We start from the raw sequence: 21,151 nt of genomic DNA on the forward strand, positions 1-21,151 counted from the left end.
CGAGCGTCGCATTCGCGCCGTCGGGCGGGGCTGAAGCCCGTCGCTTCACCGACGTGAACGGCCGGTCGCACCCGTGGTCGGTCGTTCCGGCGTGCCCGCACCCCGATCGCCGTCGGCGGAACGCACGCGTCCATAGGATGTCCCGGTGCCCCTCTTCGACCACATCGGCGTGACCGTCGACGACCTTCCCCGCTCGATCGCGCAGTTCGACCCCGTGATGCGGGCGCTCGGCTGCGCCCGGCAGGATGCCGACAACGGCGTCTCCTGGCATCTCGGCGAGGAGGAGCTGATCCTCTTCCCCGCCCGTGAACCGGGCACCGGTCCGCACCGCCACGGACGGGTCGGATGGCAGCACCTCGCCTTCCCCGTCGCCTCGCGCGCCGAGGTCGACCGCCTGCACGCGATCGCGATCGATGCCGGGTGGACGGTGGTCAGCGGACCGAAGCCGTTCCCGCGCTTCAACGACCGCTACTACGCCTCGTTCATCGAGGACGAGAACGGCATCCGCCTCGAGTTCATGGTCAACCCGCCCCGCGACGCCGCGGCGGACTGACCCGACCGCACGGCGGACTGACCCGACCGCACAGCGGACGGAATCGGTTCGCACCCTCGCCCCGATCCGCGACGGCGCCGAGACGCGGATGGCCGGGCGAGTCCGGACTCGTCACGGCGTACGAGTTCACGACCGTAGATCATGGTCGTGAGCGGCACGAGTCCTTCGTCCGGCTCGGGAGAAGACCGGCTCCGCCTCCGCCAGCTCCTCCGGCGTCGCCATCCGGAACGTCCCCGCCGCGGTCGCGTCGACCTCGTGGCGCCCCTGCCCGCGCGTCGCGTAGAGCGACGCGCCGATCGCGACGCCGATGATGATCGCCACGACCGCGAGCGAGAGCGTGGTGGGGATCTTCACGATGTCGAGCAGGGCCATCTTCACGCCCACCCAGACCATCACCGCCGCGAGGCCGATCTTGAGGTAGCGGAACCGGTGGATGAGGTCGGCGAGCAGGAAGTACATGGCGCGCAGGCCGAGGAGGGCGAAGGCGTTCGCAGTGAACACGAGGAACGGTTCGCTCGTGACGGCGAAGATCGCGGGGATCGAGTCCACGGCGAAGACGATGTCCGTCACCTCGACGAGCACGAGCACGGCCAGGAGTGGGGTGGCGACGACCATCCCCGCCTTCCGGACGAGGAATCGCTGCCCGTGGTAGGCGTCCGTCATCGGCACGAGGCGACGGAACAGCCTCAGCGTGCGGGACCGCTCGGGGTGCACGTGCTCGTTGCGCGTCCGGATCATCTGGATGCCGGTCACGATCAGGAACGCCGCGAACACGTACAGGATCCAGGAGAAGTTCTCGATCAGCACGGCGCCGGCCGCGATGAAGACGCCGCGGAACAGCAGCGCGCCGAGCACGCCGAGGAAGAGCACCCGGTGCTGGTATTCGCGCGGCACGGCGAACGACGCGAAGATGATCGCCCACACGAACACGTTGTCGACGGCGAGCGACTTCTCGATGAGGTATCCGGCGAAGTACTGCTGCCCGGCTTCGGCGCCCCAGGCGTTCCAGACGACCACGCCGAACGTGACGCCCGAGAGCACCCAGGCGATCGACCAGCCGAGTGCTTCGCGCACCCCGATCGCGTGGGCGTGACGGTGCGCGACCAGGTCGATCGCGAGCATCACGAGGATCGCGCCGAGCACGGCGAACCAGGCGTACAGGGGGATGTCCAAGGTGTCCTCCAGTTGTCATCCGATGGCAACCGGAGGTCTCGTCCGAGCGTCGCGCGGCGGTTCGGCCGACGCGGCCCGGATGCGCCGGGGCCCGATGGCGGACCCGGAATGACGACGCATCCTGCGGGGACTACTCCCCTCCTGCAGATCAGGACATCAGACGGATGGCTCGCGGCGCCAGCGGCCGCGGCATCCTCACGCCGTTCTCGGAGTGTTCTCCAAGCCCGCCCCACGGTGCTCGACGGGCCCGGGTCTGCGATGATCGAGCCACGACCCCGAACTCATCGCCGAGCCGAAGGAGCGCACCCATGACCTCGACCACGCCGGCCCCCGGTTCCCTGCGCAGGGAGTCGAAGGCCACCTTGATCGGAACCGCGCTGGTACTCGTCATGGCGGGACTGGTCACCGCCGCGGGGCTGATCCTCGCCGTCGCTGCGGTGGTCCTCGGCGATACGGCCCTGCACCTGCCCGAGTAGGCGAACGATCCCCTGCTTCCGCAGGGACCGCAGGCTGAGCCGAACGGGGAGCGCCATGACCGATCAGCATCGATCCGTGGCCGCCGCGAGCGCGCCACCCGCGTCGTCTCGGGAGATCTCGCGCCGCGTCGCCATCCTCATCTCAAGCGCGACCACCTTCGGCGCGCTGGTCGTCTTCCTGTACTTCTCGCTCATCGATCCGGTGCCGGTCGACGACGCGGCCGTGCGCGCGCTCGACACCGGCGGCATCCTGACGTTCGCGATCGTGGGCGCGCTGATCCTGATCGGTGCGATCGCGGCGGTCGTCTGGCTGGGCCGACCCATCCGCACGTGGCTGCGGTTGATGGAGGCCGGAACACCGGCCTCTGAGTTGCCGCCGAGGGTCGCCCGCCTGGTGCTGACGTGGCCGCTCGTCGTGGCATCGCTCGTCGCCGCCGGAACCATCGTCGTGGCCGTGTTCTTCGCTATCGCGTACGCGGACCCGGGCAACTTCGTCGGGGTCGCGATCGGCGGCGCGGTCGGCACGACGATCGTCTACTTCGGCACCGACCTGATCTGGCGACGGCAGGTCCCCACGTTCTTCCCCGACGGCGACCTGAGCGCCGTCCGCGCGTTCCGGCTCCTCGTGCGTCGGCGCCTGCTGCTGGCGTTCCTCCTCATCGGCGGGCTCACGCCGACCCTGCTCGTCATCCTGTCGCTGGCGCGCACGCGCGCCGTGCTCGATGCCGAGAACCCGCAGGCGATCGTCGACAACCTCGTGCTCGTGCAGCTGTTCATCCTCGGGGTGGGCCTCGTGACCGGGGTGGTCACGGCGGTCCTCGTCGCGCGAGCGATCGTCGAGCCGCTGGATGCCCTGCAGGCGGGGATGCGTCGCGTGGAGGAGGGCGACCTCGACGCGCGGGTGATGGTGACCACGAACGACGAGCTCGGATACCTGGGCGAGCGGTTCAACGCCATGACCGCCGGGCTCCGCCAGGGCGAGCGGGTCCGCGAGCTGTTCGGACTCTACGTGAGCACCGAGGTCGCGCAGGCGGCGGTGGAGTCCGGAGCCGGCCTGGGCGGCACGCTCGTCGACTGCTCGGTGCTCTTCTCCGACATCCGCGATTTCACGACCCTGAGCGAGCGGATGCCACCCGACCGACTCGTCGACGTGATCAACCGGTACATGACGGCGATGGTGGCGGTCGTCGTCGAGCACGGCGGCGTGGTGACGCGCTTCGGCGGGGACTCGATCCTCGCGGTGTTCGGCACGCCGCTGAACCCCATGCCCGATCACGCCGACCGGGCGCTGAGGGCGGCGTTCGGCATGCGGCGCGCCCTGGCGTCGTTCAACGCGGCGGAGACCGTCGACCGCCTGCCGAACCTGGAGTCGGGCATCGGCATCGCGACCGGACCGGCCATCGCCGGCAACATCGGCGGCCGGGAGCGGATCGAGTACACGGTGATGGGCGACACGGTGAACCTCGCCGCCCGCCTCGAGGACACGACGAAGGATGCCGGAGCGCCCATCCTCGTGAGCTCTGCGACGTACGACGCGCTCGACGGGATGCGGGGTGTGCGCGCCACGGCGCTGACGGACGTGCGGATCAAGGGCAAGCGAGAGCCCGTGACCGCCTACGCCGTCTCGGAGTGAACCGGGCGTCGGCGTGACGAGGCGAGCCCGAGCGCGACGGCTACGACCGGCGCCGGCGCCGCACCGAGCGTGATCGGGCCACCCATGGGTTCCCCGGCACGCTCCGCCTAGTACAGGCCGAGCTCCCGCCCGGCGCCCTCGACCTCCCGCATCCGGTCCGTCGCCGCGGTGCCGAGCCGCTCCGCGCACTCGGCGATCAGGGCTTCGACGATCGCCAGCACCGGCGTCATCGCATCGAAGGCGGGCGACGGCGAGTCGGTCTCGCTCGGGAGCACGACGTCGGCCTCACCGGCGATCGGCGAGAGCCAGGCATCCGTGAACAGCACGACCGAGGCCTTCCGCTCGCGTGCGGCCGCGGCGAGGCGGCGGGTCGGCTCCTCGTAGCGGCGATAGTCGAAGAGCACGACCACGTCGCCTCGGCGGAGCCCCGCCATCGCCTCGATGCGGCCGGCGTCGTGTTCGGGCAGCGCGGTCACCCCGGGGCGGATCAGCTGGAGGTGCTGGGCGAGCAGCCGCGCCAGCAATCCGCTGAACCGGCCGCCTGCCACGATGACGCGGTTCCTCGGCGCGCAGAGCAGGTCCACGGCCCGCTCGAACTCCCCCGGGACGAGGGTGTCGAACGTCCGCCCGAGGGTGTCGGCCATGATCGACGCCGCACGCCGAAGCCCGGGGACGGGGCCGTCGGAAGCATCGAGGTGTTGCCGATCGTAGAGTTCGATCGGCGACGCGGACCGCTCGTCGAGGTCGTCGCGGAGCGCCTGCTGGAAGTCCGGGAACCCGCGATAGCCGAGGCGGTTCGCGAAGCGCAGCACGGTCGGGCCGCTCACCCCAGCCCGGGCCGCGAGCTTCGCGACGGTCTCGAAGCCGGCGGACGGGTAGGACGACAGCAGGACCCGAGCCACCTTGCGCTCGGCGGGGCTGCAGTCCGCCATGCCGCGGCGGATGGCCTCGGCCATCGGCACCGATGCGTCCTCAGGCGACACCTCCACCTCCTTCACCGTGCTCACCGTAGCGGTCCGCCCTCGGCGATCGCGACGACGAGACCGGCGAGGAGCGCGATCCGCTCCGGCGCGCTCCCGAGATCCAGCCATTCGTCGACGCCGTGGTCCCCGCCGCCGACCGGCCCGAGGCCGTCGAGGGTCGGCACGCCGAGGGCGGCGACGAAGTTCGCGTCGGATGCTCCGCCGGTCGCGGCCACGTCGACGTCGAGGGAGATGGCGCGGCCGACCGCCACGGCGAGCGCCGCGAGTCCGTCGGTCGCGCATCGCTCGAGGGGCGGGCACACGTCGAGTCGTTCGACGTCGATGCTCGCTCCGTCGACGAACGGCCGGCGGGCGCGCGCATCGATGGCGTCGAGCGTGTCGACGAGCTCCGCGAGCCCGGTCGATCGGACCTCGAGGTGCAGCCGAGCGGTCTCCGGGACGATGTTCGCGCGCGTCCCGGATTCGACTCGACCCACGTTCACCGTGACGCCGGCGGCCGACCCGTTCAGCGCCTGCATGTCGAGCAGCAGCCGGGCGGCTTCGACCGCGGCGTTCACGCCGCGCTCCGGCTCGACGCCGGAGTGAGCGGCCCTCCCCGTCACGGTGACCAGCACGTCGGCGACGCCCTTGCGGGCGCCGACCAGGTCGCCGTTCTCCCTGGCGCACTCGAGGCAGAGCGCCGCATCCGCACCGCGGACGACGTCGGCGAGGATCTCGCGGCTCGCGGGCGAGCCGACCTCCTCGTCGGGTGTGAACACGACGACGAGTTCGCCGAAGCCCGCGTAGCCAAGCCGGTCGAGCACGCGCGCCGACGACAGCGCAGCGGCGACGCCCGCGCCGTCGTCGCAGACGCCGGGGCCGGTCGCGATCGAGCCCTCGATCCGGAACGGACGCGCCGCCGCGGTCCCGGGGGCGAAGACCGTGTCGAGGTGAGCGAACAGGACGATTCGCGCCCGCCCCGAGCCGCGTCGGCGGCCGACGACGACGGGACCGTAGCGTCGCCCGTCGCGCTCCGGGGTCGGGATCGACTCGACGTCGAAGCCGTCCCGTCGCAGCGCGCCCGCGGCCCACTCGGCCGCGCGGGTCACGCCCGCGACATCGTGCGAGCCCGAGTCGATCCCGACGACCGCGGCGAGGTCGCCCCGGAACCCGGCGTCGAGTGCGCGTGCGGCGTCGAGCAGCTCCGCCGGGGTCGGCGGCACGGCGACGGACGTGCGAGCTGAGGTGCCGGTGGTGCCCGTCGCCACTAGAGCACCTTCGACAGGAAGGCGCGGGTGCGCTCCTCCCGGGGGTCGCCGAGCACCTGGGCGGGGTCGCCGGCCTCGACGACGACGCCGCCGTCCATGAACACCGCCACGTCGCCGACCTCGCGCGCGAAGCCGATCTCGTGGGTGACCACGATCATCGTCATCCCCGACTCCGCGAGGCCGCGCATGACGTCGAGCACGTCACCGACCAGCTCGGGGTCGAGCGCGGAGGTCGGCTCGTCGAACAGCATGACCTCGGGCTCCATCGCCAGCGCGCGGGCGATGGCGACGCGCTGCTGCTGGCCGCCCGAGAGCTGGGCCGGGTAGGTGTCGGCCTTGTCGGCGAGTCCGACCTGGGCGAGCAGCCGACGCGCCTGCGCCGTCGCATCCGCCCTCGATCGACGGGCGACCTGCGTCGGCGCCTCGATGACGTTCTCGAGCGCGGTCATGTGCGGGAAGAGGTTGAAGCGCTGGAACACCATGCCGACCTTGCGGCGCTGCGCGGCGACCTCCTTCTCGCGGAGCTCGTACAGGCGGCCGTTGCGTTCGCGGTAGCCGACGGTCTCGCCGGCGACGCGGATCATGCCGGCGTCGATCTGCTCGAGGTGGTTGATGCAGCGGAGGAACGTCGACTTGCCGGATCCGGACGGCCCGAGCAGGCAGACGACCTGACCGCGCTCGACCGACATGGTGATGCCCTTCAGCACCTCGAGGTTGCCGAAGCGCTTGTGCACGTCGACGGCCTCGACCATGGGCCGGTCGGCGACGGATGCCGCGGGGGCGGCCTGCGGGATCGTGGCGGTCATCGTGCCGCTCCCTTCTTCGAGGCGCGCGCCGCTCGGGTCGGCAACGCGATGCTCTGCGTGATCGTGGCGACCCGGGACCCGATGGTGGGGCGAGCACCGGTGAAGCCGCGGCCGTAGCGGCGTTCGAGCCACATCTGCGGGATCGAGAGGATCGAGGTGAGCGCGAGGTACCAGATCGCGGCGACGATGAGCAGCGGGATGATCTTGTAGTTCTGCGTGTAGGCCTCGCGGATGTTCGACATGAGGTCGTCGCCGGCCACGATCGCGACGAGCGAGGTGCTCTTCAGCATCGTGATGGTCTCGTTGCCCATGGGCGGGATGATGACGCGCATGGCCTGGGGCAGCACCACGCGCCGCAGCGTCTTCGCCGGGGACATCCCGAGGGAGTGAGCGGCCTCGGTCTGCCCGTGGTCGACGGACTGGATGCCGGCGCGCACGATCTCGGCGGCGTAGGCCATCTCGTTGAGGCCGAGGGCGAGGAGCGCGGCGACGGTCGCGGGGATGAGGTCGCTCGTCGTGAACGACCAGAACTCGACGGAGGTGAACGGGATCCCGATCACGATCTTCGGGATGAAGGCGCCGATGAAGCCCCAGAAGATGAGCTGGAGCAGGAGCGGCGTGCCGCGGAAGACCCAGATGAACAGCATCGCGGCCACCGAGAGGACGGGATTGGCCGAGAGCCGCATGACGGCGACCACGATGCCGCCGAACACGCCCATGACCATCGAGGCAATCGTCAGCCAGATGGTGATGAGCACGCCGTTGATCGTGAGCGGCTTGAAGAGGTACTCGCCGACCGTCGGGAGGTCGAGGTTCGGGTTCTGCAGGATCGAGGCGATGGCCCCGATGCCGAAGACGAGGACGAGGACGGCGGCGACCCAGCGTCCGGGGTGGCGTACGGGCACGGCCTCGATCGGGCCCGGGCGGGCGCCCGCGGGGGTGCGCGGCCCCGCGGGCCCCGCCGGGGATGACCGCTGCGGTGCGGTGAGGGGTTCGGTGCTTCCTGTTCGGTGAGAGCCGTTCGCTGAGGGCCCGCGGGGCTCAATCGGCGTCGGCGGCGCCGTTGATCGTGGCCTCGTCGATGCCGATGCCGGTGACGCCGTACTGGTCGAGGATGGCCTCGTACGTGCCGTCGTCGATGAGGGACTGCAGCGCGGCCCGGATCGCCTCCGCGAGCTCCTCGTTCGCCTTCAGCACGCCGATGCCGTTGAGGGTCGCATCGTAGCCGTTCGGCGCCTCGGGGTCCTCGACCACCTCGAACGTGCCGCCGTCGTTCGTCGTCTTGGCGACGTACCCGGCGCTCGGCTTGGTCAGGAGCGACGCGACGGCCTTGCCGCTCGTGATCGCGAGCTGCGCGTCGGCGTCGGACGGGAACTCGCTCAGCTTGATCGGGTCGAGGCCCTCGGCCTCGCACTCGCCCTGCCAGACCTGGTTCACGAGATCGACCTGGCTGGTCGCGGCCTGGACGGCGACATCCTCGCCGCACAGGTCGAGGAAGCCCTCGATGCCCTCGGGGTTGCCGGCCGTGGTGAGGATGCCGGTGCCCGATGCCGAGTAGTCGACGAAGGTGAGCACCTCCATGCGCTCCACGCTCGAGGTCATCGCCGTGATGGTGACGTCGAAGTTCCCGGCCTGCAGCGCCGGGATGATGCCGTCGAACGCCTGCTGCTCGAACTCGAAGTCGATGCCGAGCTTGGCCCCGATCGCGTGGCCGAGGTCGACGTCGACGCCGGTGAGCTCGTCGGAACCTTCCTCCAGGAACATCTCGAACGGCGCGTACGGTGCGTCGGTCGCGACCTTGACCGAGCCGGCATCCGCGATGTCGGCGGGGAGGAGCGCGGCGGCGGACTCGTCGACGGAGATCTCGATGCCGGCGACCTCGACGGCCTCGGCGGCGGCGGCGCTGTCGGAGCCGCCGGAGCCGGTGCCGGTGCATCCGGCGAGGAGCAGGGCGCCCGAGAGCGAGGCGGCCACGATGGCCGTGCGAGCGGGGGGTGACATCTTCATGGTCTGGTCCTTCTGATCGCTGCGGTGGGATCGGTGCAGGACGAGTATGTAACATCCGTTCCGAAATCGCCAGAACTTTTTCATTCTGTAACGAAGCGGTCCGAACCTCGATCGCGCCCGCACATCATGACAGGGCCCGATGAAGCCTCTTTCGGAATTCCGTAGCGTGCGTTAGCGTGACGATCTCCTGAGCCATTTCTGTAACGCACATTCCAAGGAGGCAATCGTGCGAACCCTTTCTTCCGCACTCGCGACCTGTGCGGCCGCCGCACTCGTGCTCGCCGCGTCGCCCGCGGCCGCCGCGCCGGCCGCGGCCGCTCCGGCGCAGCGAGCCGCGAACCCGCACGCCGTCCTGATCGGCGGCAACCTCGACGAGAACGCCGAGATCCTGCGGTCGATCGTCGACCTCGCCGACCCCGACGGCGCCGGCCCGGCGAAGGCGCGCATCGCGATCGTGACCGCTGCGGCGCGCCCGGCGCGGACGCCCGAGCAGGCGGCCGACCCGTCGTTGAACAACGCCGCCGCGAACGGCCTGTACTACTCGGACCTCTTCCAGCAGTACGGGGCCGAGACGTACGCCGTGCCCGTCGACGGAGCGGACGACTACCCCGGCGACGAGTACCGGCCGGATCGAGCCGACGACCCCGCGGTCGTCGCCGAGATCGACACGGCCACGGGCGTCTTCTTCGGCGGCGGGGACCAGATGCGCTACGTCCGCACCCTCCTGGACTGCGAGCCGGCGCCCGACGAGGCCGTCACGACCTGCGCCGACACCCCGGTGCTCACCGCGCTGCGCCGTGCAGCCGACCGCGGCGTGGTCGCGGGCGTGAGCGCTGGACTGACCATCCAGCAGGGCTCCGACATGGTCACCGGCGGCGAATCGTACGAAGCGTGGCGGGATGGCGCGACGCCCGGCTACCTCGACGACCCCGCCGAACTCGCCTACGTCCCCTACGGTGGTTTCGGCTTCGTCGAGGGCGTGCAGATCGACAGCCACTTCGCCACGTGGGGCCGACAGGGCCGTGCCGTCAAGCTGGGCCTCGAGACGGGCCACGACCTGGTGCTCGGCGTCGACGAGACCACCGCCGTCGTGCTCGACCGCAGCACCGGCGTCGGCCGGGTCATCGGCGAGCACGGAGCCTCGCTGCTCGACCTGAGCGGCGCGGTCGAGACGGATGGCGGCGTCGAGGGCGTCCGCTGGAGCTACGCGACCGCGGGCGACTCGATCAACCTGAAGCGCGGCCTGGTCGCGGCGGCGGACGGGTCGGCGGCCGTACGGCCGACCTCCGCCCCGGTGGCCGAGCGCAGCGACGTCTGGGACTCGCTCGCAGGCGACGGCGGCATGTACTCGCTGCGCGACCTGGCCCGCGACACCGTCGCGTCGAGCGCGCGCACCGGGAGCGGGACCAGCTTCGAGGTCGACCCGCAGTTCCGCACCATCCTGACCCGCGAGCCGCAGACGCGGGCGTGGACGACGCCGGGCGGGAACGTCTCGTTCGCGCGGCTCGACCTGCGCATCGAAACGGTCGCACACTCGCACTGACGCGGGCCTCACGGGCGGCGGATGGCGCGAGCCATCCGTCGCCCGTCGTCGTTCACCCACCGTCGAGCGACACCGAGACGGTCAGCGCGCCGGAGCGGCGTGCACGCGGACCGCGTCCTCCAAGGCGCGCTGATCTCGGATCGGGCTCGAGCGCGGATAGCTCGTCGTGAGGAAGTGCTGCGCGAAGGGGAAGCACGCCACCGAGAAGGGCGAGTCGGCGAGGAACCCCGCACCGAAGGTGTTGCGCTCGACGACGGCCGAATCCAGCGGCACCTGCAGCGCCCGGCTCATCTCACCGGGGTCGAACACGAGGCCGAACGGCGCCGACCCTGCATGGGCGAGCCGACCGCCGTAGTCGACGGACAGGTTCCCCTCGACCCACAGCCGCTGGTCCAGCGGGCGCATGGCGCCGTCGGCCAGGCGGACGGTGAACGCCAGGTCGTTCGGACGTTCGCGGCTTCGGACGTCGACGATCACCTCCCCCGCGTGCGACGTCGTGACGATCGCCCGATCCGTGGTCGATGCGGAGAAGCCCTGGCCGGGGTCGTAGTTGATGGTGTTGGATTCGACGTCGCAGATCACCCAGGTCAGCATCCCGGTCCGCACGTTCTCCGCGATCAGGTAGAGCTCGACGCGAGCGCCCCAGAAGACCGAGGCGTGCACGTTGAACGCGCCGAGGATTGCGCACACGCGCGGCGCCTCGCCCTCGAACATCGACGTCGCGACCAGGCGATAGCCCGGCGGCAGCATGCGGCTCGCGGCGGCCTCGTCGCGGATCTCGTACGCCAGGAAGGTGCAGTACGGTTCCACGACGAAGCCCATGTACTCGGGGCCGCGAGCCCTCGAGACGATCCAGCGCTGCACCCGGAGCGGCAGCCGGGCGAGCATCTCGGCTCGCCCGTACAGCGCGGCGACGCCCTTCGGCGTGATCGAGTGCTCCGTGCGGCCGATGAACCGCTGCAACTCAGACGGGGCGATCTGCGACTCCATGCGCCAACGCTATGCGGGCGGCGATCGGCGGCGAATCGTCCAGACGATTGACGCTCGCACGATCCCGGCGTCGGCCGCCGCCGTCAGCCCCGGGGCAGTCCGGCAGCGACTTCCTCGGGCACCGCGGTGCCCTCGTCGACGGCGACACCGTGCAGGTACGTCAGCTCGCTGCCCTCGGCGTCGTCGGGCTCGACTGGATGTGCGGGTTCGGCCCGTCGTGGATGAGCGGGATTCGCGCGGCGTGGCCCACGAGGCGGAAGGCGTGTCGGTCGGCGATGCGAGTGTCCATGGTCGTGTTCCCTTCGAGGGTCAGGCGGAACCTGAGGTACGGTGACCCCCTTTCAACCTCCAGCCTGCTCATCACGCAGCGAACGGACCCGACGATCGTGGACCGATTCGATCGGTTCGATTCTGGACCGGCCTCGGTGGCCTGGCTCGACGGCGGCGTCACCGCCGCTGGCCGGGCGTGCCGCGTCCGATCGTCCGCGGACTACCTTCGAGCACGCTGCACGCCCTCCAGGGCGAGCGCGCTCGCCACGACCACGACCACGAGGGCGAGCGCGGCCATCGGCGTGACGATCGCGAGGAGCGGGATCGCCGCGACGAGCACCAGCGCCGCCGAGACCCGCAGCCACGGCCATGCCATGCCGACCACGCGCGCGAACACCACCGTGCCGATCAGGTACACCGCGAGGCCGCCGCCGAGCGCGGCGGCGCCGAACCATCCGAACGGCTCCGGGTCGGTGACGTGGGCCATGGCGTCCTCGACGCCGAGCGCGGCGAGGACGACCCCGGCGACGATGACGAAGTGCGCGTACGTGTAGGCGTCGCGCGCGAGGACGACGCGCGCGGCATCCCTTCGCCGATGCAGTTCGTGCTCGCCCGCGACCGCGACCCGGGTGAAGTACGCCGACCAGAGCAGGATCGAGAGGGTGACCGCGAGCGCCGCGCCGAGGGTGATCGAGACGTCGATGGGTTCCTGTGCGACCCCCACGCCGATCGCGACGATCGACTCGCCGAGGGCGAGGATGACGATGAGCCCGTAGCGCTCGGACCAGTGGCCGGGCGAGTAGAGGCGCCATCCGCCGCCGCCGCGCGAACTGGCGTAGGTGAAGACGACGTCCCACAGGAATGCGGCCAGCCAGATCCACGTCTGCGCCGGCCCGCCGACGAACGCACCGACCAGCAGGAGGATCGCCGCCGGCGCCATCGCGACCGCCTGCGTGCGGAGCACCTGCATGGCCAGGGCACGGTCGCCGCGCGCCGCCACGAGGTACAGCGCCATGTGGATGAGCCGGACGACCGTGTACGCGATCACCAGCACCAGCGGGCCCGACCACCCGCCGGCGAGGTCGTCATACGCCTCGGGGATCGCGAGCGCGATGACGAACACGGCGATCATCGCAGCGCTCATCCCGATCCGTACGACCCCCTGGTCGGCCGGCGCCTGGTTGGCGAGCCAGCTGTAGGCGCACCACGTCCACCACAGCAGGCCGAGCACGATGAGCGCCTGCAGGATGCCGAACGCCGAATGCGTCTCGGCCATCAACCGGCTGACCTGCGTGAACGCGAACACGTAGACGAGGTCGAAGAACAGCTCGAAGGTCGTGACGCGTGCCGTGTCGTCGGCGGTGCGGACCCGCCCGACGAGTCGCCTGCCGTCGCCGGCGTCGGCCTGGGTGTAAGACCGATCAGCCATGGAGCGCCCCCCACGTGAGGTCGGGTCGGTGGTCGCCGGCGCGGACGAGGCCCAGCCAGAGCAGGGTGAGATGCTCCAGGTGCACGGCCCGGGATCGCGGCCCGACGTCGAGCGGCTGCCATCCCATGCGTTCGAGGAGCCCGGAGACCGTTCGCTTGGCGTCGGCGTCGTCGCCCGCGATGAGCATGGCCGGGCGAACCGACCCGACGGGCTCGGGCGGGTCGCCGTAGTTCTCGGCGCCGTAGATGTTGAACGCCTTCACCACGAGCGCCTCGGGCGCGAGCGAGGCGACGTCGTCGGCGGCGGACCGTTCGGATCCCAGCGCGTGCGTCAGGCCCGGGCCGACCGGGTTGGTCGCGTCGACGACGATGCGCCCAGCGAGCGCGGATGCCAACGGCGCGACGACGGCCTCGAGCACCTTGAACGGCAGCGCGACCAGCACCAGGTCGGCCGTCGACGCCGCCTCGGCCATCGGTGCGGCCGTCAATCGCGACTCTCGCTGCCGCAGCTCCTCCGAGGTGTCCGGGCGTCCCGGGTCGAGCCCGAGCACGACCTCCTCCCCGAGCCGGGCGAACTGGATCGCGAGCGCGCCGCCGACGCGGCCGTGCCCGATGATGGCGATGCGCATGTCCGAGAACCCCTTCCGTTACCGTGCTGTATCGAAACCTGCGGTCACGGTACTCCGCCGTCGGGCATATTTCAATACACGGATGTCACGTATCATGTCGTCATGGACCCCTCGGCCGTGATGCCCGGTCGCCCGCGCGACGCGTCCATCGACGCCGGCGTCCTCGACGCCGCCCTCGCCGAACTCGCCCTGAAGGGATTCGCGGGGTTCTCGATCGCGTCGGTCGCGGCCACCGCGGGGACGACACGACCCGCGGTCTATCGGCGCTGGCCCGACAAGACCGCCCTCGTGGTCGACGCCGTGGCGCGCCTCGCGGACGTCGAACCGCCCGAGCCGTCCGGAGACCCCTTTCCCGACCTCGTCGCCGAGCTCGAGCACTTCCGGCACTGCATCGGCGAGGCCGCGGCCCTGCCTCTGGCCGGGCTGATGCTCGGCGACGAGGTCGACCCCGACGTCCGCGCGCAGTACCTCGAACGCATCGTCGCGCCGCGGCGCTCCCGGCTCCGGGCGATCCTCGACGCGGCCGTCGATCGCGGCATCCTCGACCCGGACGCCGACCTCACGGTCGCCGGAACCTTCCTCACGGGATCCTGGTACGCGATGGCGCTGGCGGGGGCGACGCCCCCGGACGACTGGGCGGATCGCACCGCGCGCCTGGTGTGGCGCGCGTGCGGGGGCCGGGCGCCCACCGGGCGATCCGCTCCCCGGTCCGGACCCGGACGAGGCCTGACGGCGTGATCGTCGGTCCGGTTCGGCCACCGCACAGCGCGGGGGGCCCAGCCCTCACGCGCACCACCAGCGGAATGCCCCGCCGCCGCAGACGTTGGACCCCAATATGAAGCGCATCGGTTTCCTCTCGTTCGGCCACTGGTCGAACTCTCCCGGCTCCAAGACGCGATCGGCGTCGGACGTGCTGCTGCAGTCGATCGACCTGGCGGTCGCGGCCGAGGAGGTCGGAGCCGACGGCGCCTACTTCCGCGTGCATCACTACGCGAACCAGCTCGCGAGCCCGTTCCCCCTCCTCGCGGCGGCGGGGGCGAAGACGAGCCGCATCGAGCTCGGTACGGGCGTGATCGACATGCGCTACGAGAACCCGCTGTACATGGCCGAGGATGCCGCCGCCGCCGACCTGATCGCGGGCGGTCGCCTGCAGCTCGGCGTCTCGCGCGGCTCACCCGAGCAGGTGATCGAGGGCTACCGCTACTTCGGGTACGCGGCACCCGAGGGCTCGACCATGGCCGACGTCGCCCGCAACAACACCGGCGTGTTCCTGCAGGTCATCGACGGCGCACGGTTCGCCGAGCCGAACCCGCGCCCGATGTTCCCGAACCCGCACCCGGGGCCGCTCGGCATCCAGCCGCAGTCGCCGGGCCTGCGCGACCGCATCTGGTGGGGCGCCGGCTCCGACTCGACCGCCGTGTGGGCGGCCGAGCAGGGCATGAACCTGATGAGCTCCACGCTCAAGGAGGATGAATCGGGCGAGCCCTTCCACGTGCAGCAGCGCAAGCAGATCGACGCGTACCGCGCCGCCTGGGCCGAGGCCGGGCACGAGCGCGAGCCGCGGGTCTCGGTGAGCCGCTCGATCTTCGCCATCGTGAACGACATGGACCGCGCCTACTTCGGCGGCGGCCAGCGCGACGAGTCCGACCAGTTCGGCGTCATCGACGACTTCCGCGCCGTCTTCGGCCGCAGCTACGCCGCCGAACCCGATGCCCTCATCGAGCAGCTCCGCGAGGACGAGGCCATCGCCGCCGCCGACACCCTGCTGCTCACCGTGCCCAACCAGCTCGGCGTCGACTACAACGCGCACGTCCTCGAGTCGCTCCTGTCGCACGTGGCGCCGGCGCTCGGATGGCGCTGAGCGTGGACTGAACCGGCCCGAACGAGAGGCCGAGACGGCGACAGCGGATGGCACGGAGCCGAGCTCTGCGCCATGCGGGGGTCTGCTCCCGCGCGCTCGACCGTCGTCGCCGGCGAAGTCAGCGCAGGAAGGTCTCGGCCAATCCTTCCGGACCACCATGCCGGCGCCAGGATGCGGCGATCACGCGGTATGCGCGTTCACCGGCCTCCCGGCACTCATCACGCACCTCGGGATCCCGGACGACCTCGACGCACGCCTTGCGCACGGCCGGTCGCCGCAGCAGGACAGCGGCCGAGACTGCCGCTGCAGCGCCGAGGGGGAACAGCATCAGCCAGGGGTTGCTGCCGTTGCGAGGGCGCGCGTCGTAGTGCGGCTCGCTCGTTCCGGTCCCGGTCCCGGTCCCGGACGAAGGCGCGTCCTGCTCCGACCGCTCCGACCACACCGGCAGTGCACTCATCGTCATGATGATCTCCCTATAGAGTGGGCTCATACGGGTGCTAAGTTAGCCCCGCATTAGCCCGAGTATAGGCACGAGGTTAGGGTAGGTGTCAAGAGTGGCGACCCCGCGCGCAGATCCGAAACCCCGCCTGACCGCGCAGGCATCGGTACTCAAGGCGTGGGGGCGGGAGTGGCGACGCGCCAACGGCAAGGGCCAGCAGGAGCTGGGGCGAATCGCCGGATATGGAAGCGACGAGAGTCCGAAGAGCGCCGCCGTGGCGATTTCCCGCATCGAGTCCGGCAAGACCGACCCGACCGGTCGGTACCGCCGACGTCTCTTGGACGCGCTCGGGCATACGGAGGCAGAACTCGAGGAGGAGACGGAGCGAGCGCTCGCGGCGCTCTCGCGCCCCGGCGTCTTCGCCCGTGCCATGGCCGGGCCGATCTACATCGAGAACGAGGCCCGGCGAGCACAGATCATCGCATCGTCGAACCTGCTCACCGAACGGGTCACGTTCCAGATCCGCAACTCCGAGCGCACGCTCGAGCGAGCGGGCAATGGATTCGTCCTGCCGTTCCTCGAGACCGCCGCGAGGCTCGACTGGCGACTGCGGCTCGATACCGAGGATGCCGGGGCGACCGACGAGACGGCAGGATCGCTCGAGGGCGAGATCCGGCGACTGAGGGGACGGACGGAAGCCAGCATCCTGAAGGCGATGACCGAGAGCGCGGCAGGCGCGGGCGCCGGAGGTGGGCCGGGTTCAGGAACCGCGGCCGGCGTGCTCGCCGCCCTCTCGGCCGCCGGGACTGCATCGACCGGGGCCGCGATCGCCTCACTCTCCGGCGCGGCTGCCTCCAGCACCACGCTCGCTTGGCTCGGAAGTGGTTCGCTCGCAGCCGGTCGCATGGGCGTAGCGGGCGGCGCGGCGGTCCTGACCGGCATTGTCGCCTTGCCCGCGCTTCTGGCCATCGGTGGAGTGCTCGTCTGGAAGGGCCGAAAGCTCCGCAAGGAAGCCGAAGCAGAAGCCGAGAAGCTCGATGCCGCGCAGCAGGCGCTGGAGGACATGCAGGACGCCCTGCCGCGCGCGGAGAGGTGGAACGAAGCCCAGCAAGCCATCATCCAGCGCGCTGAGCTGCTCGGACGCGCCATCCGATCCCGCTCTGCAGAGGCACCTCCGTTCGTCGCGACACCCGGGCATGACACGAGCCGCCGGATCGAATGGGACGCGCTTTCCCCCGACGCTCAGAAGGCACTCGAGATCGAACTCAAGCTGGTCGGCATCATTCTCGACACACAGGCGCTGCCGGTCTGGCTGGGTGTGACGAGCGTCAATGAGCCCGACCTCACGCCCTCCCAGGAAGAGACGGCGACCGTGTCAGAAGAGTGGATCGACGAGAGTCTGACACTCGCTCAGTTCGACCTCGACGAGCACGAAGAATGGGTCCGGCGCTTCCTGGCCCAAGACTCGCCGAACTAGCGGACCTCGTCGGAGCGAATCGCCTGCGTGCTCAGCGGACGCGGAGCGCCCCGGCATGCACCCGCACGGTGAACGCCCGCACATCGCCGGCCTCCTCGCCGTCGATCTCGAACGGCAGGGGCTTCGGGAGCTCGACCTTCATGCGCGTGCCAGACAGATGCGTGGCGGTCTCGGCGTCGGCGGCCTCGTCGTCCTTGGCGAAGAAGCGGCGGATGCCGTTGTCCCACACGAAGGACCGCACGGTGTCGAGCCACCCGACCAGGCCGTCGGCACTCACGACCAGCGCGTCGAGTCGCCCGTCGTCGAGGACGGCATCGGGCAGCAGTGCGACGCCGCCCTGCACCGTGCCGCAGTTTCCGACGATGAAGGTGTGTCCGCTCAGCGTCTGCGGATCGTCGTCGTCGATCGCGAGGGTGAAGTCGACGACATCTGCGGCCGCGATCGCCTTGCCGAGCGCGGCCACGTAGGCGAGCCAGCCGGCCTTGTCCTTCAGGTCGTCGTCGGTCTCGACGAGCATGTGCGCGTCCAGACCGAATCCGACCATGACGGCGAAGGCGCGCTCCTCGCCGTCGCCCGTGTCGACCCACCCGATGTCGATGCGCCGCTCACCGGTCCCGAGCGCGCGCTCGATCGCCGCTGCGGTGTCGCCGATCGGGACCTCGAGGTTGCGGGCGAGCAGGTTGCCGGTGCCCTGCGGGATGATGCCGAGCACGGCATCCTCCCCGGCGAGCACCTCGGCGACGGCCCGAACCGTACCGTCGCCTCCGGCCACCACGACCACCTCGGCGCCGTGCGCAAGCGCCTCTCGCGCCATCCCGCGGCCCGGGTCGTCCTCAGTGGTCTCGAACCAGGATGCGGCGGCACAGACGTCCGGATCGACGCGATCGAAAGCGTCGCAGAGCTCGTCGCGCTCGATCTTGCTCGGGTTGAAGATGACGGCGATGCGCGCGGTGGTCACGCCCACACTCTGCCACGCCGGATCAGTCTCATGTCGGGGCTTGCGTACGGGGAGCCCCGAACGCTAACCCGCGGAGACCGGCGCGCGACCCGTGACGCGCACGCCACCGGCCCGTCGCAGTACCACCGCGCCGTCGACATCCCGCTGCTGTTCCGCAGACGCTGTCTGATGCGTCGACCAGCGGACTCCATAGGATGACCGGATGTCGCTCTTCGATCACATCGGCATCACCGTCGAGGACCTCGTGCGTTCCACCGCCCAGTTCGACCAGGTGATGCAGGCGCTCGGCTGCACTCGGCTCGACGCCGAGGACGGCGTCTCCTGGTACCGGGGCCGGGACGAACTCGTCCTGTACCCGGCCCGCGAGCCCGGCACCGGCCCGCACCGGCACGGCCGCATCGGATGGCAGCACCTCGCGTTCGCCGTCGACTCCCGCGCCGAGGTCGATCGGCTCCATGGGATCGCGATGGATGCCGGGTGGACGGCGATCAGTGGACCGAAGCCGTTCCCGCGCTTCAACGACCGCTACTACGCCGCCTTCGTCGAGGACGACAACGGCATCCGCCTCGAGTTCATGTACAACCCGCCGAGGCCGGTCACGCCGTCGGGCATCGCGTTCGATCACGCCGCGGCACCTGGCGTGCCCGTCGTGCTGATCCACGCCGGCATCGCCGATCGCCGCATGTGGGACCCGCTGTGGACGGGGCTCACGGCGGCGCGCCACGCGCTCCGGCTCGACCTGCGCGGCTTCGGCCAGTCCACGACCCGACCGGATGGCACGTGGTCGCACGTCGACGACGTGCTCGAGACCCTCCGCTACCTCGGGATCGAGCGATGCCACCTCGTCGGCGCCTCCTTCGGGTCGGGCGTCGCGACCGAGGTCGCGCTCACCGCCCCCGAGTTCGTCGAATCGTTGCTCCTCTGCCCGCCCGGCGGCAGCCTGCTCGCGGCGATGACCCCGGACCTGCGGCAGTTCATCGACACCGAACGCGACGCCCTCGCTCGCGACGACCTCGACGCCGCCGTCGAGGCGAACGTCGAGGCATGGGCGGTCGGCCCGGGACGCGAACCGAGCGAGGTCGACCCGGGCGTCCTCGATGCGGTCCGGACGATGCAGCGCCGCGCCTTCGAGATCGCCGCATCCTGGCGAGCCGGGGCGCCGCAGGAGCTGGATCCGCCGGCGCTCGACCGCCTGCCGGAGATCGCGACGCGCACGCTCGTGCTCGTGGGCGGCCACGACCTCGAGACGACGCAGGATGCCGCGGAGCGCGTGACCGCGGGCATCCCCGACGCGCGCCGCATCGATTGGCCGGAGGTGGCACACCTCCCGGCGCTCGAGCGACCCGAGGCCTTCCTCGATCTCCTGCTCGACTGGACCGCCCCCGCCCGCTGACCCAACAGGTCACGCCCTTCGAGCACGTCGGATGCCGCGACCGTCATCCGCCGACGCCGGATGTACTCCGACAACGGCATGCCGGCGAGCGACGAGAACATCCGGCGCAGGTGGTACTCCGTCGTTCCGGCGTCCCGCGCCAGTTCGCCAAAGTCGATCTCCTCGGTGAGGTGCTCCTCGACGAACTCGACGAGTCGGTTCAACGCTCCGATCACGGTGACCCCCTTTCGACCTCCAGCCTGCTCATCGCACAGGGAGCGGACCCGACTATCCCGGTCCGATCCGGTCGCGCCCCGCCGGGTCGAAGACCGCTCGTCGGACGGTGTCGCTTCACCCTCACACTGTGTCATGGTCGAACGTGGTCTCCACCATGTACACCATCGGGGAATTCGCCGCCTTCGGACGCGTGAGCGTGCGGATGCTGCGCCATTACGACGCGATCGGCCTGCTGGAGCCGGCGCACGTCGACGAGCACAACGGGTACCGCCGGTACTCGAGTGCCCAGCTGCAGCGTCTGCTGCGGATCGTCGAGCTGCGCGGCTACGGGATCAACCTCGACCGCATCGCGGCGGCGCTCGCCGGAGACGACCCCGCGGTTCTGCACGAAGCTCTCGCCGAGCGTCGCGCCGAGCTCGCGGCATCCGTCGCCGACGACACCGCACGGCTCGCACGACTGGAGCGGCGACTCCGACTACTCGAAGGAACAGAGACCATGAGCGAAACGATCGAATACCGCGTCGTCGGGCCCGTTACCGTCTACGCGACCAGCACGGTCGCGCAGGGGATGGGTCCCGAGAACGTCGGACCCGTCGTGGGCCCCGCGATCTCCCGGCTCGACGACGCGCTGACCTCCGCCGGCCGGCCGATCATCGAGCCGGGCATCTTCTGGTACGAACCGGTCGAGGGCAGCGACGACCTCGCGGTGCACGTGTCGTACAGGGCCGAGCCGGATCCGCAGTCGGGCGAGGGCTACGACGTCGTGACGCTGCCTGCCGTCGCAACCATGGCCACGTTGATCCACCGCGGCGACATGACCGGCATCGGGCACTCGTGGCGCACGCTGGTGGACGGCATCGTCGCCGAGGGCTACCGGATCACCGGCCCCACCCGCGAGGTCTACCTCGTGGCCGACGGGCACGAGCCCGGCCCCGACTGGGTGACCGAGCTGCAGGCACCCGTCGAGCGCGAGGCCTGAGCCGACTGCCGGAACTCGACGCCGTCCACCACGGACGCGAGGCACCCTGCTGCGTACGGCCCCCCGGCCGCCCGAACTGGGGGGGAGCAC

21 protein-coding genes are annotated in these 21,151 nt (G+C 70.9%); 9 read left to right on the forward strand and 12 right to left on the reverse strand.

What is annotated here, in order from left to right; translation table 11 throughout:
• Window positions 1-145: 145 nt before the first annotated feature.
• Window positions 146-553 (forward strand): VOC family protein, encoded by a 408-nt coding sequence (locus ACSJD1_RS06545; protein WP_438854505.1) that lies wholly within the window; start codon window positions 146-148, stop codon window positions 551-553.
• Between the two features lie 126 nt (window positions 554-679).
• Here ACSJD1_RS06545 and ACSJD1_RS06550 read toward each other — a convergent pair whose 3' ends face one another.
• Window positions 680-1,726, reverse strand: coding sequence for a TerC family protein (locus ACSJD1_RS06550; RefSeq protein ID WP_438854506.1), 1,047 nt, complete (start codon window positions 1,724-1,726; stop codon window positions 680-682).
• A gap of 308 nt (window positions 1,727-2,034) precedes the next feature.
• Here ACSJD1_RS06550 and ACSJD1_RS06555 point away from each other — a divergent pair, with 308 nt between their 5' ends.
• The gene (locus ACSJD1_RS06555) at window positions 2,035-2,202 is read left to right on the forward strand and encodes a hypothetical protein (RefSeq protein WP_438854507.1); all 168 of its coding nucleotides are present in this window, start codon (window positions 2,035-2,037) and stop codon (window positions 2,200-2,202) included.
• Window positions 2,203-2,278: 76 nt separating this feature from the next.
• Window positions 2,279-3,835, forward strand: a complete 1,557-nt coding sequence (locus ACSJD1_RS06560) for an adenylate/guanylate cyclase domain-containing protein (RefSeq protein ID WP_438854508.1) — start codon at window positions 2,279-2,281, stop codon at window positions 3,833-3,835.
• Window positions 3,836-3,942: 107 nt separating this feature from the next.
• Here ACSJD1_RS06560 and ACSJD1_RS06565 read toward each other — a convergent pair whose 3' ends face one another.
• The 5 genes from ACSJD1_RS06565 to ACSJD1_RS06585 all read right to left on the reverse strand — a co-directional run bounded on the left by ACSJD1_RS06565 (window position 3,943) and on the right by ACSJD1_RS06585 (window position 8,878).
• Window positions 3,943-4,818 (reverse strand): MurR/RpiR family transcriptional regulator, encoded by an 876-nt coding sequence (locus ACSJD1_RS06565; protein WP_438854509.1) that lies wholly within the window; start codon window positions 4,816-4,818, stop codon window positions 3,943-3,945.
• 20 nt (window positions 4,819-4,838) lie between these two features.
• Entirely contained in the window at window positions 4,839-6,065 is a 1,227-nt protein-coding gene (locus ACSJD1_RS06570) for a M20 family metallopeptidase (RefSeq protein ID WP_438854510.1), read from the reverse strand.
• The gene (locus tag ACSJD1_RS06575; protein WP_438854562.1) at window positions 6,065-6,817 is read right to left on the reverse strand and encodes an amino acid ABC transporter ATP-binding protein; all 753 of its coding nucleotides are present in this window, start codon (window positions 6,815-6,817) and stop codon (window positions 6,065-6,067) included. Before ACSJD1_RS06575 ends, ACSJD1_RS06570 begins: the two co-directional genes overlap by 1 nt.
• Before the next feature lie 50 nt (window positions 6,818-6,867).
• Complete coding sequence (locus tag ACSJD1_RS06580; RefSeq protein ID WP_438854511.1) at window positions 6,868-7,776, reverse strand: amino acid ABC transporter permease; 909 nt, start codon at window positions 7,774-7,776, stop codon at window positions 6,868-6,870.
• Between the two features lie 136 nt (window positions 7,777-7,912).
• Window positions 7,913-8,878, reverse strand: coding sequence for an ABC transporter substrate-binding protein (locus ACSJD1_RS06585; RefSeq protein WP_438854512.1), 966 nt, complete (start codon window positions 8,876-8,878; stop codon window positions 7,913-7,915).
• A gap of 226 nt (window positions 8,879-9,104) precedes the next feature.
• Between ACSJD1_RS06585 and ACSJD1_RS06590 the strand changes: the two genes are divergently transcribed.
• Window positions 9,105-10,421 (forward strand): cyanophycinase, encoded by a 1,317-nt coding sequence (locus ACSJD1_RS06590; RefSeq protein ID WP_438854513.1) that lies wholly within the window; start codon window positions 9,105-9,107, stop codon window positions 10,419-10,421.
• An 81-nt stretch (window positions 10,422-10,502) separates the two neighbouring features.
• Here the strand turns inward: ACSJD1_RS06590 and ACSJD1_RS06595 are convergent, their stop codons facing one another.
• The 4 genes from ACSJD1_RS06595 to ACSJD1_RS06610 form a co-directional block, all read right to left on the reverse strand.
• Window positions 10,503-11,411, reverse strand: a complete 909-nt coding sequence (locus ACSJD1_RS06595; protein ID WP_438854514.1) for a hypothetical protein — start codon at window positions 11,409-11,411, stop codon at window positions 10,503-10,505.
• 160 nt (window positions 11,412-11,571) lie between these two features.
• On the reverse strand, window positions 11,572-11,700 hold the full coding sequence (locus ACSJD1_RS06600; RefSeq protein ID WP_438854515.1) for a hypothetical protein: 129 nt from the start codon (window positions 11,698-11,700) through the stop codon (window positions 11,572-11,574).
• 201 nt (window positions 11,701-11,901) lie between these two features.
• Window positions 11,902-13,110, reverse strand: a complete 1,209-nt coding sequence (locus tag ACSJD1_RS06605) for a low temperature requirement protein A (protein ID WP_438854516.1) — start codon at window positions 13,108-13,110, stop codon at window positions 11,902-11,904.
• Window positions 13,103-13,738 carry an NADPH-dependent F420 reductase gene (locus ACSJD1_RS06610; RefSeq protein ID WP_438854517.1) on the reverse strand — a complete coding sequence of 212 codons (636 nt, stop codon included), beginning with the start codon at window positions 13,736-13,738 and terminating at the stop codon, window positions 13,103-13,105. Before ACSJD1_RS06610 ends, ACSJD1_RS06605 begins: the two co-directional genes overlap by 8 nt.
• 102 nt (window positions 13,739-13,840) lie before the next feature.
• Between ACSJD1_RS06610 and ACSJD1_RS06615 the strand changes: the two genes are divergently transcribed.
• On the forward strand, window positions 13,841-14,476 hold the full coding sequence (locus tag ACSJD1_RS06615; protein WP_438854518.1) for a TetR/AcrR family transcriptional regulator: 636 nt from the start codon (window positions 13,841-13,843) through the stop codon (window positions 14,474-14,476).
• Between the two features lie 97 nt (window positions 14,477-14,573).
• Window positions 14,574-15,599, forward strand: coding sequence for an LLM class flavin-dependent oxidoreductase (locus ACSJD1_RS06620; RefSeq protein WP_438854519.1), 1,026 nt, complete (start codon window positions 14,574-14,576; stop codon window positions 15,597-15,599).
• A gap of 118 nt (window positions 15,600-15,717) precedes the next feature.
• Here the strand turns inward: ACSJD1_RS06620 and ACSJD1_RS06625 are convergent, their stop codons facing one another.
• A complete protein-coding gene (locus tag ACSJD1_RS06625) occupies window positions 15,718-16,062 on the reverse strand; it encodes a hypothetical protein (RefSeq protein WP_438854520.1) in 345 nt (114 codons plus the stop codon).
• 91 nt (window positions 16,063-16,153) lie between these two features.
• On the opposite strand from ACSJD1_RS06625, the gene ACSJD1_RS06630 reads away from it, so the two are divergent.
• Window positions 16,154-17,515 (forward strand): helix-turn-helix domain-containing protein, encoded by a 1,362-nt coding sequence (locus ACSJD1_RS06630; protein ID WP_438854521.1) that lies wholly within the window; start codon window positions 16,154-16,156, stop codon window positions 17,513-17,515.
• 31 nt (window positions 17,516-17,546) lie between these two features.
• Here the strand turns inward: ACSJD1_RS06630 and ACSJD1_RS06635 are convergent, their stop codons facing one another.
• Window positions 17,547-18,473, reverse strand: a complete 927-nt coding sequence (locus ACSJD1_RS06635) for a diacylglycerol/lipid kinase family protein (RefSeq protein ID WP_438854522.1) — start codon at window positions 18,471-18,473, stop codon at window positions 17,547-17,549.
• 202 nt (window positions 18,474-18,675) lie between these two features.
• Between ACSJD1_RS06635 and ACSJD1_RS06640 the strand changes: the two genes are divergently transcribed.
• Window positions 18,676-19,866: an alpha/beta fold hydrolase gene (locus ACSJD1_RS06640; RefSeq protein WP_438854523.1), complete on the forward strand. Its 1,191-nt coding sequence runs from the start codon at window positions 18,676-18,678 to the stop codon at window positions 19,864-19,866.
• 343 nt (window positions 19,867-20,209) lie between these two features.
• Entirely contained in the window at window positions 20,210-21,061 is an 852-nt protein-coding gene (locus ACSJD1_RS06645; protein ID WP_438854524.1) for a MerR family transcriptional regulator, read from the forward strand.
• Window positions 21,062-21,151 lie beyond the last annotated feature (90 nt).

It is taken from the genome of Agromyces excoecariae (genome assembly GCF_051715505.1).
In the GTDB taxonomy this organism is placed as follows: Bacteria; Actinomycetota; Actinomycetes; order Actinomycetales; family Microbacteriaceae; genus Agromyces.